Origin of the sequence: Streptomyces sp. NPDC052682 (genome assembly GCF_040678435.1) — a bacterium.
Classification (GTDB): domain Bacteria; phylum Actinomycetota; class Actinomycetes; order Streptomycetales; family Streptomycetaceae; genus Streptomyces.
In genome coordinates this window covers 50,208-66,944 of sequence record NZ_JBFATS010000022.1, presented here as the reverse complement: position 1 = coordinate 66,944, position 16,737 = coordinate 50,208, and the positions used below count along the sequence as shown (strand labels likewise).

Annotated in this window: 14 protein-coding genes; 9 read left to right on the top strand and 5 right to left on the bottom strand. The window is 74.1% G+C overall.

Annotated features, from left to right (window positions below; genetic code table 11):
* Nucleotides 1-134: 134 nt before the first annotated feature.
* Nucleotides 135-770, top strand: coding sequence for a TetR family transcriptional regulator (locus AB0K80_RS29040; RefSeq protein WP_365674698.1), 636 nt, complete (start codon nucleotides 135-137; stop codon nucleotides 768-770).
* A gap of 164 nt (nucleotides 771-934) precedes the next feature.
* Here AB0K80_RS29040 and AB0K80_RS29035 read toward each other — a convergent pair whose 3' ends face one another.
* Nucleotides 935-2,467, bottom strand: a complete 1,533-nt coding sequence (locus AB0K80_RS29035) for an IucA/IucC family protein (RefSeq protein WP_365674696.1) — start codon at nucleotides 2,465-2,467, stop codon at nucleotides 935-937.
* A 118-nt stretch (nucleotides 2,468-2,585) separates the two neighbouring features.
* Between AB0K80_RS29035 and AB0K80_RS29030 the strand changes: the two genes are divergently transcribed.
* The 3 genes from AB0K80_RS29030 to AB0K80_RS29020 are packed head-to-tail and all read left to right on the top strand — an operon-like array spanning nucleotide 2,586 to nucleotide 6,193.
* The gene (locus AB0K80_RS29030) at nucleotides 2,586-4,088 is read left to right on the top strand and encodes an IucA/IucC family protein (protein ID WP_365674694.1); all 1,503 of its coding nucleotides are present in this window, start codon (nucleotides 2,586-2,588) and stop codon (nucleotides 4,086-4,088) included.
* Between the two features lie 45 nt (nucleotides 4,089-4,133).
* A complete protein-coding gene (locus tag AB0K80_RS29025) occupies nucleotides 4,134-5,399 on the top strand; it encodes a VWA domain-containing protein (RefSeq protein WP_365674692.1) in 1,266 nt (421 codons plus the stop codon).
* Nucleotides 5,399-6,193: a hypothetical protein gene (locus AB0K80_RS29020; RefSeq protein ID WP_365674691.1), complete on the top strand. Its 795-nt coding sequence runs from the start codon at nucleotides 5,399-5,401 to the stop codon at nucleotides 6,191-6,193. Before AB0K80_RS29025 ends, AB0K80_RS29020 begins: the two co-directional genes overlap by 1 nt.
* Nucleotides 6,194-6,702: 509 nt before the next feature.
* On the opposite strand, the gene AB0K80_RS29015 is transcribed toward AB0K80_RS29020, so the two are convergent.
* Nucleotides 6,703-7,335, bottom strand: coding sequence for a winged helix-turn-helix transcriptional regulator (locus AB0K80_RS29015; RefSeq protein WP_365674689.1), 633 nt, complete (start codon nucleotides 7,333-7,335; stop codon nucleotides 6,703-6,705).
* Nucleotides 7,336-7,422: 87 nt separating this feature from the next.
* Between AB0K80_RS29015 and AB0K80_RS29010 the strand changes: the two genes are divergently transcribed.
* From AB0K80_RS29010 to AB0K80_RS28995, 4 genes are all read left to right on the top strand, one after another.
* A complete protein-coding gene (locus tag AB0K80_RS29010) occupies nucleotides 7,423-8,631 on the top strand; it encodes a pyridoxal phosphate-dependent aminotransferase (protein ID WP_365674687.1) in 1,209 nt (402 codons plus the stop codon).
* Nucleotides 8,632-8,772: 141 nt separating this feature from the next.
* A complete protein-coding gene (locus AB0K80_RS29005; protein WP_365674685.1) occupies nucleotides 8,773-10,233 on the top strand; it encodes a hypothetical protein in 1,461 nt (486 codons plus the stop codon).
* Nucleotides 10,234-10,331: 98 nt separating this feature from the next.
* Nucleotides 10,332-10,958, top strand: coding sequence for a hypothetical protein (locus AB0K80_RS29000; protein ID WP_365674683.1), 627 nt, complete (start codon nucleotides 10,332-10,334; stop codon nucleotides 10,956-10,958).
* 52 nt (nucleotides 10,959-11,010) lie between these two features.
* Complete coding sequence (locus tag AB0K80_RS28995) at nucleotides 11,011-11,433, top strand: acyl-CoA thioesterase (protein WP_365674681.1); 423 nt, start codon at nucleotides 11,011-11,013, stop codon at nucleotides 11,431-11,433.
* A gap of 195 nt (nucleotides 11,434-11,628) precedes the next feature.
* On the opposite strand, the gene AB0K80_RS28990 is transcribed toward AB0K80_RS28995, so the two are convergent.
* On the bottom strand, nucleotides 11,629-12,030 hold the full coding sequence (locus AB0K80_RS28990) for a helix-turn-helix domain-containing protein (protein ID WP_365674679.1): 402 nt from the start codon (nucleotides 12,028-12,030) through the stop codon (nucleotides 11,629-11,631).
* Between the two features lie 110 nt (nucleotides 12,031-12,140).
* Here AB0K80_RS28990 and AB0K80_RS28985 point away from each other — a divergent pair, with 110 nt between their 5' ends.
* Nucleotides 12,141-13,571, top strand: coding sequence for an MFS transporter (locus AB0K80_RS28985; RefSeq protein ID WP_365674677.1), 1,431 nt, complete (start codon nucleotides 12,141-12,143; stop codon nucleotides 13,569-13,571).
* Between the two features lie 62 nt (nucleotides 13,572-13,633).
* On the opposite strand, the gene AB0K80_RS28980 is transcribed toward AB0K80_RS28985, so the two are convergent.
* The gene (locus AB0K80_RS28980) at nucleotides 13,634-15,238 is read right to left on the bottom strand and encodes a protein kinase (protein WP_365674675.1); all 1,605 of its coding nucleotides are present in this window, start codon (nucleotides 15,236-15,238) and stop codon (nucleotides 13,634-13,636) included.
* Nucleotides 15,239-15,351: 113 nt separating this feature from the next.
* Nucleotides 15,352-16,731 (bottom strand): 8-oxoguanine deaminase, encoded by a 1,380-nt coding sequence (locus AB0K80_RS28975; RefSeq protein WP_365674673.1) that lies wholly within the window; start codon nucleotides 16,729-16,731, stop codon nucleotides 15,352-15,354.
* Nucleotides 16,732-16,737 lie beyond the last annotated feature (6 nt).

Here is a 16,737-nt window from a genome sequence, read left to right as displayed (position 1 = left end):
GTGCGGCACGCAGCGGGCGGAACGGGAGCAGGAAAGCACACTTACTAAGTACTTGGTAAGTGCTTGTGCGTAAGTTCTTTCTCAGGTTTGATCGGAGGGTGACCACTGATCGACAGCCCCGTAGACTCCGCACGATGAGCGAGAGCACGCCGAACGGGGAGCGGCAGCCCCGCGCAGGGAAGAGCCTCAAAGCCCAGCGGCGACGGCAGGAGATCCTGCAGATCGCCATGGACACCTTCGCCGCCCGCGGCTACAACAACGCCTCCCTCCAGGAGATCGCCGACCGCGCCGGAGTCACTCAGGCCGGCGTCCTGCACTACTTCCGCTCCAAGCCCCAGCTGCTCACCAGCGTCCTCGCCCTGCGGGACGAAACGGACATCGAACAGCTCGGCACCGAGCGCCCCCGGGGCTTCGCCTTCCTGCGCCACCTCGTCGACACCGTCCGCCGCAACACCGAACGCGAAGGCATCGTCCGTCTGTACGCCGTCCTGTCGGCGGAGAGCGTCACAGAAGGCCACCCCGCCCAGGACTACTTCCGCGACCGCTACGCCGGCCTGCGCGCCATGGTCACCGAAGCCCTCGCCGAAGCCGCCGAACTCGGCGAGACACGCCCCGACCTCAACCTCGAAGAGGCGGCCACCGCGATCATCGCCGTCATGGACGGCCTCCAGGTCCAGTGGCTCCTCTCCCCCGACTCCGTCGACATGACCGCCGCCACGGACCGCGTCATCACCGCGCTCCTGGCGGACCTCACCGGCAAACCCACCTGACACCCGCCCGGCCATCGGAGGGTTGCACCAGGTTCAGGCTCCCCGACGGCCTTCACGTGCTCGTGCCGGTCGCAGATCTCGCGCACCTGGCACGCCCGTGAAGGACGCTGTGGTCACATCGCGCAGCACACCGGCCAGGGTACGGAAGACGCGCGGCGAGCTGATCATCTCTGTGCGGTGGCCAGGGGGTTGGGCAGCGGCAGGTAGCGTGCGGCGGCGCCGTCCGCGCCCGTCCAGCGCAGCAGGAGGTTGGTCTTGCCGGGCAGGGTGGGCGCGGTGAGGAGGGCGGCGGCCTCCGGCAGGCCGTGGCGGGACAGTTCGCGGCGTACGGCGGGCCAGGGGTCGAGGCCCCGGTGGCGTTCGGCGAGGGCTGCGGCGAGTTCGGTGAGGTGGTTGACGACCAGGCAGTACACCAGCCGCTCCCAGCCGGCCTCGCGGGTGACCTCCGGCAGCAGCTTGACGCCCTCGGCGTCCCGGAACAGCGCCTGCACGGGGGTGCCGTACGCGTCGACGGCGACCAGGGTGTTCTGCAGGTGGGCCTCCAGGACGACGCCGTGCTCGGCGAAGGCCCGCAGCGCCGGCGGGACCACCTGGGCCAGGTACGCCTCCCACCAGGCCGCCGGGTCGGCGGCGGTGTCGAGCGGGTTGCCGGCGAAGCCCTCCACCAGGCCCGCGGCCAGCAGGGGCGTCGCGCCGGGCCGCAGGTGGCCGGTGAAGCCGTCGCGGACCAGGACGGCGAGGGCCTCGAAGGCGAAGTCGGCGGTGCGGTAGCCGCGGTCGCTCAGCCAGGCCCCCGGGCCGCCGTCGAAGGCCCGCGCCACCGCCGTGTCGGTGCGCCGGAGCCGGAGCAGGTCGTGGCGCCACAGCCGGCGGATGTCGTTGGTGATGCGCACGTCCAGGCTGAACTTCAGGAACAGGTCGTGCGCGGGGGCGTACAGGGTGCGGATCGCGGCCGTGGGCCAGGCCTCCCACGTGGTCGTGCCCAGCCGCAGGAGCCGCCCGTCGGCGAACGCCCCCGCCAGCTCCCGGGCGGCCAGGTCCAGCTGCCAGGGGTGGGCGGGCAGCAGCCGGTAGCCGGGCGGGGCCGTGCCGAGGGCGTCGAGGGCCGAGGTGTCGCCCTCCTCGGCGACGGTGTCCTCGCGCAGGCCGAGCAGCGCCAGCGGGAAGCGGGCGTGCGCCTCGGGCGCGTACGGCAGCCAGCCGGCGGCCGGGCCGCCGCCGCGCGCCTTGGGGGCGGGGTGGTGGGGGTGGCCGGTGAGCAGGGACTGCTCGGAGCGCAGGTACGGGTCCCGCGGTGGCGTGGCGCCGGCCCGGGCGGTCAGCAGGGCGGCCACCGCGTCCCGGCTGTCGCTCATCTCGGCGGGCAGTTCGTCGTTGGCCACGCCGGTGTGCCGGCGCAGCTCGTCGGCGACCAGCTTCACCAGCTCGGTGTGGCCGAGGCGGTGCCAGCCGCCGGCCGCGTACAGCTCGGGCTCGGCGGGCCGCCGGCCACCGCGGACCCGCAGCAGGCGGTCCGCGCCGGGCAGCCGGTACACCCGGTGGCCGCCGTCGCCCCGGCCGGGCACCGGCCGCGCGACCTCGCGCAGCAGGCAGTTCAGCAGCGGCGCGGCCGCGTAGGCGTCGGCCCGCGCGGCGACGGCCTCGCGGGAGGCGGCGTCGTCGCCGGCGGGCGGGGGCATGAGGTCCACGCGTTCCACTTGTTCCCTACGGTTCTGTCCGGGCGGGGATGATCAGTATGTCGGTCGTCGTCCCTCCCCCGTCCGTGACGCCGTCCCGTCCCCCGTGCCGACCTATGCGTACCCGAGGAGCCAGCCCGTGCACCGTCCCCCCACCGCCGAGGCCGAGCTCGCCGACGAGCTGGCCGCGGTCCGTCCCGGCCTCGTGCCGGGGTACGCGGCCGCGCTGCCCGGCGCCCGTGCGGCCGTGCTGACCCGCCTGTGGCGCGGGCTGGCGCATGAGCCGCTGCCCTGGCTGGCCGGCCGGGAGCCGGTCCGCGACGGGCTGGTGCTGCGGCTGTCCGACGGCCGCCGCCTGAGCGGGCCGCGCCCGGACCCGTACGCGACCGACCCGTACGTCACCGTCGTACGGCTCGGGGAGGTGGCGTACGACGATCCGGCGCGGCTGATGACGGACCTGGCGGTACCGCACGCCGCGGGCTTCGCCGCCGAGCTCGGGCACAGCGTGGCGTCGCTGGCGCTGTCGCGGGCCGGGCAGAGGGGCGGCCCGCGACCGTGGCCGGGGTGCGACTGGGAGTGGGAGCAGCGGGTGGTGGACGGGCATCCGTTCCATCCGACCTGCCGGTCCCGGCCCGGGTTCTCGGTGGCCGAGCAGCTGGCGTACGGGCCCGAGCACGGGCCGGTCGTGGAGCTGGGGCTGGTGCCGGTCCCGGCGCAGGCCTGCCTGGTCACGGGGGTGTGGCCGGACTGGCTCCGGGACGGGCGGCGGGTGGTGGTGCCGGTGCATCCCTGGCAGGCGGCGCACGTGCTGAAACGGACCTGCGAGGAGCGCCTGGCGGCGCATCCGCTGATGTCCCTGCGGACGCTGGCCCTGCCCGGCGGGCCGCACGTGAAGACGGCCCTGAGCGCCCGGCTGACGTCCTCGGTGCGGGACATCTCCCTGCCGTCGGTCGCCGCCTCCGCGGTGCTGTCCGGCTTCGGGCAGGTGCTGGCGGACCGCTCCGAGGGGCTGCTGCACGTCACCCGCACGCTGGGCGCGGCCGCGGCGGGCACCGCGGACCTGGCGGCTGTCCTGCGCGAGTCGCCGCAGGTGTACGCGGCGGCCGGGGAACGCGTCGTGCCGGTGGCGGCCCTGGCGACGACCGCCCTGCCGCGCTCCCCCGCCTGGCTCGCCGCCTTCGCCCGCCTGGCCCTCACGGCCGGGCTGCGTCTGCTGGAGCTGGGCGTGGCCCTCGAAGCGCACGGCCAGAACCTGCTGGTGGTGCTGTCGGCGGCGGGCGAGCCGATGCGGCTGGTCTACCGGGACCTGGCCGACATCCGGGTCAGCCCGGCCCGCCTGGCCCGGCACGGCATCCCGGTCCCCGAGCTGCCCGCCCGTATGGTCACGGACGACGAACGCGCCCTGCGCCGCAAGCTGTTCGGCTCGCTGGTGGCGGGCGCGCTGGCCGGGACGGCCGGGTCGCGGGCGGCACTGGGCCAGGCGCTGCGGACGGCCGTACGGGACCTGCTGCGCACCTCCGACCTGACGGCGCTCCGGGACGATCCGCTGCCCGCGAAGGCGCTGACGCTGATGCGGATGTCGCCGGCGGGCGGGGACCTGTGGACCGAGCTGCCCAACCCGCTGCACGAGAGCCCCAATTGACCCTCCGTTTTGGAGCACGGCCCCGCCGCTCCATAAGATCCGCCGATGATCACAAGAACACGGCTGGCGGCCGGGGCCGGTGCCCTGCTCGCCGCGTTGGCGGCCGGGCTCGCCTTCCCGGCCGGGGCGTCCGCCGGTGAACCCACCGGCCAGGACGCCCCCAAGGTGGACCTGGTCCTCGACGTCAGCGGCTCGATGCGGGCCCGGGACATCGACGGGCAGTCGCGCATGGCGGCGGCGAAGCAGGCCTTCAACGAGGTGCTCGACGCGACCCCCGAGGAGGTCCGGCTCGGCATCCGCACGCTCGGCGCCAACTACCGGGGTGACGACCGCAAGGAGGGCTGCAAGGACACCGCGCAGCTCTACCCGGTCGGCCCGCTGAACCGCACCGAGGCCAAGACGGCCGTGGCCACGCTCACCCCGACCGGCTGGACGCCGATCGGTCCCGCCCTGCTGAAGGCCGCCGACGACCTCGACGGCGGCACCGGCTCCAAGCGGATCGTGCTGATCAGCGACGGCGAGGACACCTGCCGGCCGCTGGACCCCTGTGAGGTGGCCCGCGAGATCGCGGCCAAGGGCATCGGCCTGACCATCGACACCCTGGGCCTGGTGCCGAACGCCAAGCTGAGCCGGCAGCTCAGCTGCATCGCCGAGGCCACCGGCGGCACCTACACCTCGGTGGAGCACCAGGACGAACTCACCGACCGCGTCAACGAGTTGGTGGACCGGGCGGCCGATCCGGTGGTGACGCCGGCGGCGGTCGAGGGCGCCGCCGACTGCACCCGGGCGCCGGAGCTCAAGTCGGGCCTGTACACGGACCGCGAGGAGTTCGGGCAGCAGCGCTGGTACCGCGTGGACGTGCGGCCCGGCCAGGAGCTGCGCGCGTCGGTGAGCGTGGCGGCCGACCGGGCGGTGCACCCGGACTACGGGGTGCTGCTGCGGGCCGTGACGGTGCACGGCCGGGAGATCGTCCGCGGCGAGGCGGCGGGCAACGGCCGTACGGACGTCATCGCCACGGGCCTGAGGTATCCGAAGGCCGAGAGCGACGAGGAGGACGCCCCCGCCGAGGCCGTGTGCCTGGCGGTGACGAACTCCTTCTCGGCGGCCTCGGGGGTGAAGACCACGCCCGGGCTGCCGCTGGAGCTGGCGGTGGACGTGGTGGACGGCCCGTCGCAGGCGAGCGACGTGGCCTCCTTCGGTCTGGGGCGCGGCTGGTGGCTGCTCGGCGCGCTGATCCTGGCCGGTTTCCTCGCCGGTGTCGTCTGGGGCTGGCTGTCGCGCTGGCGGGTTACGGTCTGGAGGACCAACTGATGCGGATCACCAGGGTGCTGGGCGCCGCGCTGCTGACGCTCGGGCTGGCCGCGGGACCCGCGGCCGCCGACTCCTCGCCGTCGCCGAGCGCCTCCGAGGACAGCGCGGCGCCGACGCGGGCGGGCACGTCGTTCCGTACGGCGGCGCAGATGGAGCAGGGGCAGCGGGCCACGGCGCACGCCTCCGCGGGCGACTACCTGTACTGGTCGTTCCCCGCGGACACCGGGCAGCGGCCCACGGTCCGGGCGACGGTCAAGCTGCCCGAGCAGCACGCCGCCCAGACCTGGCAGCTGGACGTGTACGACGGTCTGCGCCGCCGCCAGGCCTGCCAGTACGGGGCGCAGACCCGCACGGCGGCCGCCGGTGCGGCCTCCGTGGAGCTGGCCTGCGTGCTGCGCACGGTGCGGGCCTGGTCCGAGCCGTGGGCGAACGACCCGCTGCCGGGCACGTACTACGTCCGTCTGACCGTCGTGCGGCTGCCGGCCTCCGACCTGGGTCTGCCGGTCGACACGGAGGTCAGGGCCGACTCCAAGGACATCGGCGGAGCGGCGGCGGTGGACGGCTCGCTGGCCCAGCCGCTGGTGCCGGGCGCCGGGGCCAAGTCCGGGCAGCAGCAGGGGACTTCGGCGGCGCTGGCGGAGAGCGACCCGGAGGACGGCTGGGCGTCGGGCTGGTGGTCCGACCGGTGGGTGTGGACCGGGATCGGCGGCGTGCTGGCGGCCCTGGCGGGCATCGCCGGGTACGCCCTGACCCGCGGCACGGGACGACCGACACGGGTCCCGCCGGGGGCCTGACGCCGCTTGGGCTAGGTCCGTCGTGCCGGGGGCCCACTCTTCGGCGGGGCCCGTCGCGCCGGGGGTCTGACGCCTGTTCGGCGAGGCCCGACCGCACGGTGCGGCGGACCTCGCTGCTCCGGGCCCGTACCCACGTCGGGTTCTGCCGGGGGACTGCCCCTCTTGGGCGAGGCCCGTCGCACTGAGCGGCGGGCCTCGCCGGTCCGCGCCGCTTTCGCACGGCGCGGCGGGCGTCACTGCTCCGGGCCCCTTCTCACGGCGACCCTCGCCGACCCGGCCCCGTCCGCACGGCACGGCCAGCCTCGCAGCTCCGCGCCCGGTTCGCACTCACGTCGGGTGTCAGCGGCCCGGGTCCCCTTCCCACGGTGCGGTGGATCTCGCCGCTCCGGCCCCCTTCGCACTGCGCCCCTCGCCGACCTGGCCCCCGTCCGCACGGCACGGCGAGCCTCGCCAGTGTCGGCCCCCTTCGCACGGCGCGGCGGGTCTCGCCGGCCCGGGCGGACGGCTCGTCAGTCCTCGCGCAGCGCCTTGGCGAGGGTCCCCTCCCCGGTGACCTCCACGCGCCCCTGCCGCACCGCCTCGGCCAGGGTCAGTTCCCCGCGGCCGATCGCCGTGCACGTGCCGGTGTCCAGCGCCAGCCGGGCGTCGGGCTCGCCGGGGGCGGGTCCGTCGCCGTAGACGGGCCCCTGCTCCGCGCCGACGTGCAGGTGGAAGTCGCCCTCCTCCAGGCGTACTTCGACCAGGCCCTGGCCCTCCAGCGCGCGCAGCAGGGGCAGGGCGAACCAGTGGGCCCGGACCGCGTCCGTGGGCCGCCGCTCACCGAGTTCGGCCTGCCCCCACTCCCCCAGCGCCTGCAGCACGGGCAGCAACCGACGTCCGCGCCCGGTGAGTTCGTAGACGGTGGCCGCGCCGGGGGGCGGCAGCCTGCGCCGGGTGGCCAGCCCGTCCCGTTCCATGTCCTTCAGCCGCGAGGCGAGCACGTCCGTGCTGACGCCCGGCAGGTCGGCGTGCAGGTCGGTGTAGCGGCGCGGACCGGCCAGGAGCTCCCGGACGATCAGGAGGGTCCAGCGGTCGCCGACGACGTCGAGCGCGCGGGCGGCGGAGCAGTACTGGTCGTAACTACGGCGGGTGCGGGGTGACATGCGACGCAGTCTAGACACGTTGTTGGACTTTCCAAGCTGCTACTTGGTAAAACCAAGCAACAGCAGATACCGAAGAGGTGGCGGCGCATGGAGTTCCGGCAGTCGAGCAAGCTCAGCGAGGTCTGTTACGAGATCCGCGGCCCGGTGATAGAGCACGCCAACGCCCTGGAGGAGGCGGGCCACAGCGTGCTGCGGCTGAACACCGGCAATCCCGCGCTGTTCGGGTTCGAGGCGCCGGAGGAGATCCTCCAGGACATGATCCGGATGCTGCCGCAGGCGCACGGCTACACCGACTCGCGCGGCATCCTCTCCGCCCGCCGGGCCGTCGCCCAGCGCTACCAGACGCTGGGCCTGGACGTCGACGTCGACGACGTGTTCCTCGGCAACGGCGTCTCCGAGCTGGTCTCCATGGCCGTACAGGCCCTGGTGGAGGACGGTGACGAGATCCTCGTCCCGGCGCCGGACTTCCCCCTCTGGACGGCGGTGACGACCCTCGCGGGCGGCACGGCGGTCCACTACCTGTGCGACGAGCAGGCCGAGTGGTACCCGGACCTGGACGACATGGCCTCGAAGATCACGGACCGCACGAAGGCCGTGGTCATCATCAACCCCAACAACCCCACCGGCGCGGTCTACCCCAAGGAGATCGTCGAGGGCATCCTCGACCTCGCCCGCCGCCACGGCCTGATGGTCTTCGCCGACGAGATCTACGACCAGATCCTCTACGACGACGCCGTCCACCACTCGGCCGCCGCCCTCGCCCCCGACCTGGTGGTCCTCACCTTCTGCGGCCTGTCCAAGACGTACCGGGTGGCCGGCTTCCGCTCCGGCTGGCTGGTGGTCACCGGCCCCAAGCAGCACGCCAAGGACTACCTGGAGGGCCTGACCATGCTGGCGTCCATGCGGCTGTGCGCCAACGCGCCCGCCCAGTACGCCATCCAGGCCGCGCTCGGCGGCCGGCAGTCCATCCGCGAGCTGACCGCGCCGGGCGGGCGGCTGCGCGAGCAGCGGGACGTGGCGTGGGAGAAGCTCAACGAGATCCCGGGGGTGTCGTGCGTGAAGCCGAAGGGCGCCCTGTACGCCTTCCCGCGCCTCGACCCCAAGGTCCACAGGATCCACGACGACGAGAAGTTCGTCCTGGACCTGCTGCTGAGGGAGAAGATCCAGGTCGTACAGGGGACGGGCTTCAACTGGCCCTCCCCCGACCACTTCCGGATCCTGACGCTGCCGTACGCCGACGACCTGGAGGCGGCGATCGGGCGGATCGGGCGGTTCCTGAGCGGGTACCGGCAGTGACGGCACAGCCCCCTTCCCGGAGGGGATTCGCCCGCGGTACGGAGCCGGCGCCGCTGGACGCTCGAGCACTCCCTGTCAGGGTCGGCTGGGCGTACGCTGACCGGCATCGCACCGCAGGCGATCGCCGACAAGGGGGGACGGATGCGACTGAGGCGGGGAGACCGGCGCATCGGCGAGATCCGTGAACTGTTCGACGCCGGGCAGGCGCTGAGCGCTCTGGGCCGGCCCGCGGAGGCCCTGGCGTCGCAGCAGCGGGCGGCGGCGCTGGTGCGGGAGCTGGTCGCCGAAGAGCCCGATGAGCCGCTGTATCGCCGGCAACTGGCGGCTGTGCTGTACGGGATGGCCGGCTCGCTCACCGCGACAGGGCAGCCGCGTGAAGCGATCGCGGCGCTGGACGAGTGCGAGACGTTGTACACGGCGCTCGACGGGCAGCTGCGGGACGTGGACACCGGGCCTTTGCTGACGGACGTCCGGGTGCGTCGCGGTGTGGCGCAGTACTCGCGCGGCTACATCGCCTCGGCGGTGATCGACCTGGAGGCCGGCGTGTACGAGTACCACGCGCTGAGCCTGCAGCCGGGCGGTGAACGGTACGAGCCGGACTTCGCCCGGGTGCTGGCGCTGAACGCGCAGGCGTTGCTCGAGGGGGGCGACGCCGATCTGGCCTGTGCCTCCGCCGACGCCGCGGTCCGCATCTTCCTGCGGCTGGCGCCGCAGATCAATGCCGGCCCGACAGCACCGGTGTACGCCGGATATCTGCGGGACGCGGCGAGCACCGCCGCGCTGATTCACGCCCGGCAGGGCCGGCTCGACGTCGCGGTGCAGGCCGCCGACATCTGCGTGCAGACGGCCCGCGCCTTCGTGGAGCTGGGCGCGGGAGACGCCGAAGCCTCTCTGGCGCAGGCGTTGACGCGCCTGGGGCTCATTCTCGAGCTCGCGGGGCGGGCGAACGAAAGCGAGGCGTTCCTGGCCGAGGCACAGGCCGTGGACGCGGCGACCACCGTGCAGACGGAGGCAGACTGGGACCACCGGGACACCGGTGACGACCCGGCGGTGCGCACCCTGGAGACGGCTTTGGCTGAGGCCGCCGACGAGCTCGGTCACGCTCATGTCCCCGCTGACGTGCGGGGCCTTCTGCGCGCACCTCAGGGGCCGGCCCTCACCGTCACGCCGTCCGGCCGCTGCGGCAGCGAGGACGTCCTGCGGATGGCCGGCGGCCTCGCCAACCTGGCCGTGGACCTGCTGCCGGCCCGCCCCGTCCCCGCTGTGCAGCTCGGGCTGCACGCCCATTACCTGTTCGCCGCCGGGTCCGAGGCACAGGTGACCGACATGCGGTACAGCTTCGCCGACGCCGGCACGCCCTGGGCCCGGGCGCTGCTCGCGATGTCCCGGAGCTGTCACGACAGGGGCGAGGACGCCCTCGCGCTGGATCTCGCCGGCTGGGCGGGCGGGGTGGCCGACGCCCTGCTGCCGTACACCGTCACACAGCCGATGCTGCGCACCCTGGCCGCCGACTGTCTGCAGCACCTCGGCGAGCTGCTCCTTGCCTCCGGGGACCAGGCACGGGGGGAGGCCGTCTCGCGCCGGGCCCGTGAGATGCGCTGAGGCCGTCCGCCGCGCCCGATGTCAGAGCCGGGTCGTAGCGTGGCAGTGGGTGCCGCCGGATTGCCCAGGGTGCCCGTGAGCCCGGGAAGGAACACGCCGTGACCCGTCCGCCCACCGCCGCGCAGCGGCGTGTCATCGACGCCGCGGATCCCGTGACCGGGCGGCTGAAGGGTACCGAGGCGCAGCTCACCGCGCTGGTCAAGCGGGGGCTGGCCTTCCGGCATCCGCGGCCGCCGCACGACTGCTTCCTGACCCCGGAGGGGCATCGGGTGCGGCAAGGCGTGGAGCAGCACCACGAGCCCGCCGAGCAGGCGCCCGCGGACGCCGGCGTGTTCGCCGCCCGGGTCGGGGGCGAGGAGGCGGCGGATGGCGGGCCGGCCCGGCGGCGGGAGGTGCACAGTGCCTGGCAGGGGTTGCTGGAGCTGCGCCGCATGACCAACCCCGACGGGTCCACCGAGCGGCCGTGCGGCTGGGAGCGTACGCATCTGGTGCAGGCCGCCGCTCTGGCCCTGGAGGCGGACGGCCACCGTCCGGCGGGACCGGAGGGGGACGGCTACCGGGTGCGGGCGACCGCGCAGCCGGAGGCCGTCGCCGTGTACGCGGCGGACGGCACGGCGCTGCGGGCCTGCGGTGCCACGCTGGAGCGGGCCGGATGGCAGGCCGGGGAGCACACCGAGCCGCGGACCCGGGTGCGGTATCTGCTGGCGTCCCCGCGCAGGGCGTGAGGGGCATGCCAAGATCAGTCGGTCAGCACGTCCACGAGGAGAAGGGGCAGCCGTGAGCGAGCCGTTTTCCGTTCCGGTGACCGTCCGCGGGTACGAGACGGACGTCCAGGGCCATCTCAACCAGGCGGTCTACCTGAACTACGCCGAGCACGCCCGCTGGTCCCTGCTGCAGGCCGCGGGCATCAGTCAGGCCGGCCTCGTCGCCACGGGTGTGGGCCCGGTCGCCCTGGAGACCACCATCCGCTACCTGCGGGAGCTGCTGGCCGGTGACGAGGTCGAGGTGACGTGCGGCTTCGAGTGGGGGGAGGGCAAGACCTTCCGGATCCACCAGACGATCCGCAAGACGGACGGCACGGTCGCGGCGGAGATCACGGCGGTGGGCGGACTGCTGGACCTGAAGGCGCGCAGGCTGGTGGACAAGCCGCAGGAACACTTCCGGACGCTGGCGTCCGACCCGTCGCTGTTCGGGTTGTGAGCGGTACGGCCCCTCAGGGGCCGTGGGTGCCTGGTGAGGGGCGGGTGCCTGCCGGGCGGTGAAGGCGTCCCGGCGGTGGGAGGGCAGGCTGGGCCGCCATCCCGGGCGCTTGAGGATCGAGCCTTGTCGAACTCCAGGATGCGGCCCTCGTCGACGACGAAGTAGGTCCCCCATCTCCCCGACTGCGTAGGGAAGTTACGTGTCCGTGAGGAGCGGCTCGTGCTCGGCGTCGTAGGCGGCGCGCGACTCGGCGATGTAGACGCGGTTGCGCTCGGCCCAGTCCGTCAGCCGTTGCAGGGTCTCGTGCAGGTCCCGGGCGACCGGGGTGAGCGCGTACTCGACCTTCGGCGGTACCGTCGGGTGGACGGTCCGGGTCACGAGCCCGTCGCGCTCCAGGTTGCGCAGGGTGAGGGTCAGCATGCGGCGGCTGATGCCCTCGATGCCACGTTCCAGTTCGGTGAAGCGGATGGGGCCGTGGGCGGCGGCGACGAGGATCTGCACGCTCCACTTCCCGGCGACCCTGTCAAGAACTTCCCGGACCGGGCACGCGTGCGCGTTCACGACCTGCGGGGTAACACCGGTGTTCCTCTGGGACATCGAACTGCCTCCTTACGCCCTCCCTCATGGTCTCCGACGATGTTCCCCGTTACAAGACGTGCCCCTGGTGCACGTCGGAGAACTCAGAGCATCGCGGAGGCAGAACCCCCATGTCGACCCTGACCGAGTCACCGGCGCAGGCAGCACCGCCCCGTACCTCCTCCCGCTGGGCCTCGCTGGCCGTGCTGTGCGCGGGGGCGCTGATGACCATCCTCGACGGCAACATCGTCACGGTCGCCATGCCCGCGATCCAGGCCGACCTCGGCTTCAGCGGGCCCGGGCTGGCCTGGGTCGTCAACGCGTACCTCATCCCGTTCGGCGGGCTGCTGTTGCTGGCCGGCCGCCTCGGTGACCTGGTCGGCCGCAAGCGGATGTTCACGGCGGGCCTCGTGGTGTTCACCGTGGCGTCGGTGCTGTGCGGGGTGGCGACCAGCCAGGGCGTGCTGATCGCCGCCCGTGCCCTGCAGGGCGTGGGCGGGGCGATGGCCTCCGCGGTGGTGCTCGGCATGCTGGTGGCGCTCTTCCCGGAGCCGCGTGAACGGGCCCGGGCCATCGCGGTGTTCAGCGCGGTCGGCGCGGCGGGCGGGGCGCTCGGCACGTTTCTGGGCGGGGCGCTGACGCAGGCGGCCGGCTGGCACTGGATCTTCCTGATCAACCTGCCGATCGGGGTGGCGGCGTGGCTGGCGGCCGTGCGGGTGCTCGCCCCGGAGGCCGGGGCCGGTCTCGGCCGGGGCGCGGACTTCCCCGGGGCGGCGCTGGTCACCGGAGCGCTGATGCTCTCGGTGTACGTCATCGTCGGCGCGGGCGACCGGGACCTGACGGCCACCTGGCTCCTCGCGCTCCTGGCGCCGGCCCTCTTCGCGGCCTTCACGTTCCGGCAGGCCCGGGCCGCGCGTCCGCTGCTGCGGCTGCGCCTGTTCCGTTCCCGGCTGCTGACCGGCGCGAACGCCGTGCAGATCCTGATGATCGCGACGATGTACGGGTTCCAGTTCATCGGCGCGCTGTACCTCCAGCGCGTCCTCGGCTACGGCGAACTGGCCACGGGCACGGCCTTCCTGCCGGCCCCGGTCGCCATCGGGGTGCTGATGCTGAGCCTGTCGGCCCGGGTCGTCGGCCGCTTCGGGGCGTACCGGGTGCTGCTGGCGGGGCTGGTGCTGATCACGGCCGGCATGGCGTTGCTGGGCCGGGCCCCGGCCGACGGCTCGTACGCCGCCGACGTACTGCCGCCGCTGCTGCTGCTCTCGGCGGGCTTCGCCGCGGCCATGCCCGCGCTGACCGGGCTGGCCATGGCGGGGGCGCGGGAGGAGGACGCGGGCCTGGCGTCCGGGGTGTTCAACACCACGCAGGTGGTGGGTGGTTCGCTGGGGCTGGCGGTGCTGTCCACGCTGGCGTCGAGCCGTACGGACGGCCTGCTCGCCCGGGGCACGGAGGTGGTCGCGGCCACGGCCGAGGGCTACCAGCTGGCGTTCCGGGTGGCCACCGGGATCGCGGCCGGGGCGCTGGTGCTGGCGGGGGTGGTGCTGCGGGAGCGGAGGGGCTGACCCCGGGCAGCCCCCTGGGCACCTGCCGTCGACGCGCCGGGAGGGGCGGTGTGCCCGGGGTGTCAGCCCGAAGCGGCGTGCGCCGCCCGCCAGATCGTCATCTTCGCGGTGACGAAGGCGATGCGCGGCAGCGCGGTCGACTCGGTCTGGATCACGAGCAGTCCGATGTCCCCGGAGGAGTGCTTGACGCAGATCTCGCTGCCGCTGGCGGCCGCGGCCAGCGGCAGGCGCCGGCCCTCGGGATCGGTCAGGGCGATGCGGCACGACTCGAGGGTGGCCCCTGGCTCGGTGGGCAGCAGAACGAACTCGCTGGTGTCGCTCTCCAGTGCGCACGTCTGCCCGCACACCAGGCGGATGTCCCCCTTGCGGTCCTTGCGGCTCACCTCGGGGTCGTCGAAGCTCACCGAGTTCTTCGTGTCCAGCCAGACGAGCGGGTGGGGAATGGCTCGCGGCGACTCGGAGGCGGTCGCCGAAGGCCCGGACGCCTCCGGTGTCCCGCCACCGGCCCCCGAGGCGGACCTCTTCGAAGAACCTGCGGAGGGGGACGGCTTCGGGCCGGGCGTCGACGGCCCGCCCGCCACCCAGTCGTGGAACCGGTCCGCCGCGTCCGTGACCGTCCACGCCAGGCCGGTCAGCACCAGCGCGCCCGCCGCCACGGCCGCGGCCGTGATCAGCGCGGTACGCCGGCCACGCCTCGGCCGTGTGTCCGCGACCGTCGGCCGCGGCGGTGCGATCACCGGGGTGTGCACCGCGGTCGGCTCGGGCACCGGCGCCGGGACCGTCACCTCCGGCCCGGTGATCTCCCGCCACACGGCCGGTCCCCCGCCCGCGTCGGCGTCCGCGCCCAGCCGCTGCCGGCACCAGGCGACGACCTCCGCCGCCGTGGCGCGCTGCGCCGGATCGGCGGCCAGGCACCGCGCCAGCAGCGGGCGCAGCGGCTCGGGCAGCCGGGCCAGGTCGGGGGCGCAGTGCACGATCCGGTACAGCACGCCGACCGCCGAGCCGTTGCCGTACAGCGGCTCGCCCAGTGCCGCGAACGCCGCGGTCTGGCCGAGGGCGAACAGGTCGGTCGCCGCCGTCACCTCGCCCGCGGACGCCTGTTCGGGAGCCATGAAGTGGGGCGTGCCGACGGCGGAGCCCGTGGCGGTGTACGAGGTGAAGTCGGCGGCCGTCGAGATGCCGAAGTCGATCACCCGGGGTCCGTCGGCGGCCAGCAGGACGTTCGACGGCTTCAGGTCCCGGTGCACGATGCCCGCGTCGTGGATGGCCTGGAGCGCCTCGGCCACCCCGGCCATCAGCCACAGCACCGCCGGGACCGGCAGCGGTCCGCGCCGGGCGACCGCCTCCGTCAGGGAGGGCCCGGGCACGTACAGGGTGGCCGACCAGGGCGGTGTGCCGTCCGCGTCGGCGTCGATGAGCTCGGCGGTGTACGCGCCCCGCACGCGCCGGGCCGCCTCCACCTCGCGGCGGAACCGACGCCGGAACGCCGGGTCGTCGGCCAGTTCGGGCCGGATCACCTTGATCGCCACCGGCCGGCCGCCCCGCGTGTGCGACAGGTAGACCCGGCCCATGCCGCCCGCACCGAGCCGGGCGGCGAGGCGGTATCCGGCCACCACGGGTGGGTCGTCCGCTTGCAATGGCTGGAATACCTCGGTCGCACTGTGCATCGGCCCGCTGCTCCCCCTTGTTCCCCTGGTCAACGGCGAGTTGACCCGCAGTAGCTTAAGCGGGCGGTCGCCAGGGGCGCGTGCGGGTTCTCGGGGCGGCCGTGACCGGGGTGTCAGTCCTGCGCCGCGATGCGTGCCAGCCGCTGTGCCTCGGCGCGCGCGGAGCGGGCGATGGCGTCCTCGTCGGCGGTGAGCAGACGGCCGTTCTCGACGATCTGCCGTCCGTTGACGAAGGAGGCGGTGACCGGGGCCGCCGCGCCGAGGACCAGCGCGGTCACCGGGTCGGCGATGGAGGAGTGGGCGAGGGTGTCCATCCGCCACAGCACCACATCGGCGAGCTTGCCCGGCTCCAGCGAGCCGGTCTCGGCGGCGCGGCCGAGCACCTGGGCGCCGCCGTAGGTGCCCAGGCGCAGCGCCTGACGGGCGTTCAGGGCGGCCTCGCGGTGGGCGCCGAGGCGGTTGATGAGCAGGGCGTTGCGCAGCTCGGTGTGGAGTTCGCCGGACTCGTTGGAGGCGGTGCCGTCGACGCCGAGGCCGACCGGGACACCGGCCCGCAGCAGGTCGGGGACGCGGGCGATACCGGCGGCCAGCCGGGCGTTGGAGGAGGGGCAGTGGGCGACGCCGGTCCCGGTACGGGCGAAGGCGGCGATGTCGGAGTCGTTCATGTGGACGCAGTGCGCCATCCACACGTCCTCGCCGAGCCAGCCGGTGGACTCGAAGTAGTCGGTGGGGCCCCTGCCGAACAGCTCGTGGCAGAACTTCTCCTCCTCCACGGTCTCCGAGCCGTGGGTGTGCAGGCGCACCCCGAGGCGGCGGGCCAGCTCGGCGCCCTGCCGCAGCAGTTCGGTGGAGACGGAGAAGGGCGAGCAGGGAGCGACGGCGACCTGGGTCATCGCGTCGAAGGAGGCGTCGTGGTGCCGGCGTACGGTCTCCTCCGTGGCGGCCAGGGCCCCGTCGAGGGTCTCGACGGCGAAGTCCGGCGGCAGGCCGCCGTCCTTGGCGCTGCGGTCCATCGAGCCGCGGGCGAGGGTGAAGCGCACCCCCATCTCGCGGGCGGCGCGGATGATCGTGCCGGACAGGTCGCCGCAGCCGTGCGGGAAGACGTAGTGGTGGTCCATGGCGGTGGTGACGCCGCCGCGGGCCATCATCGCGAGCGAGCCCTGGGCCGCCGCGTACACCATCGGCTCGTCGATGCGCGCCCACACCGGGTACAGCGCGACGAGCCAGTCGAACAGGTTGTGGTCCGTGGCCAGGCCCCGGGTGAGCCACTGGTAGAAGTGGTGGTGGGTGTTGATCAGGCCGGGGGTCACGAGGTGCCCGGTGGCGTCGATACGGCGTACGACGTTCTCCAGGCCCTCGGGGGCCTTGCCCGGGCCGAGCGACTCGATGCGGTGGCCGGCGAGGACGAGGTGCCCCGAGGCGTACTCGGTGTCGTCCCTGTCGACGGTCGCGATCGCGGCGTTCTCGATGACGATGCGCCGGTCTGCTGCCATGGTCCG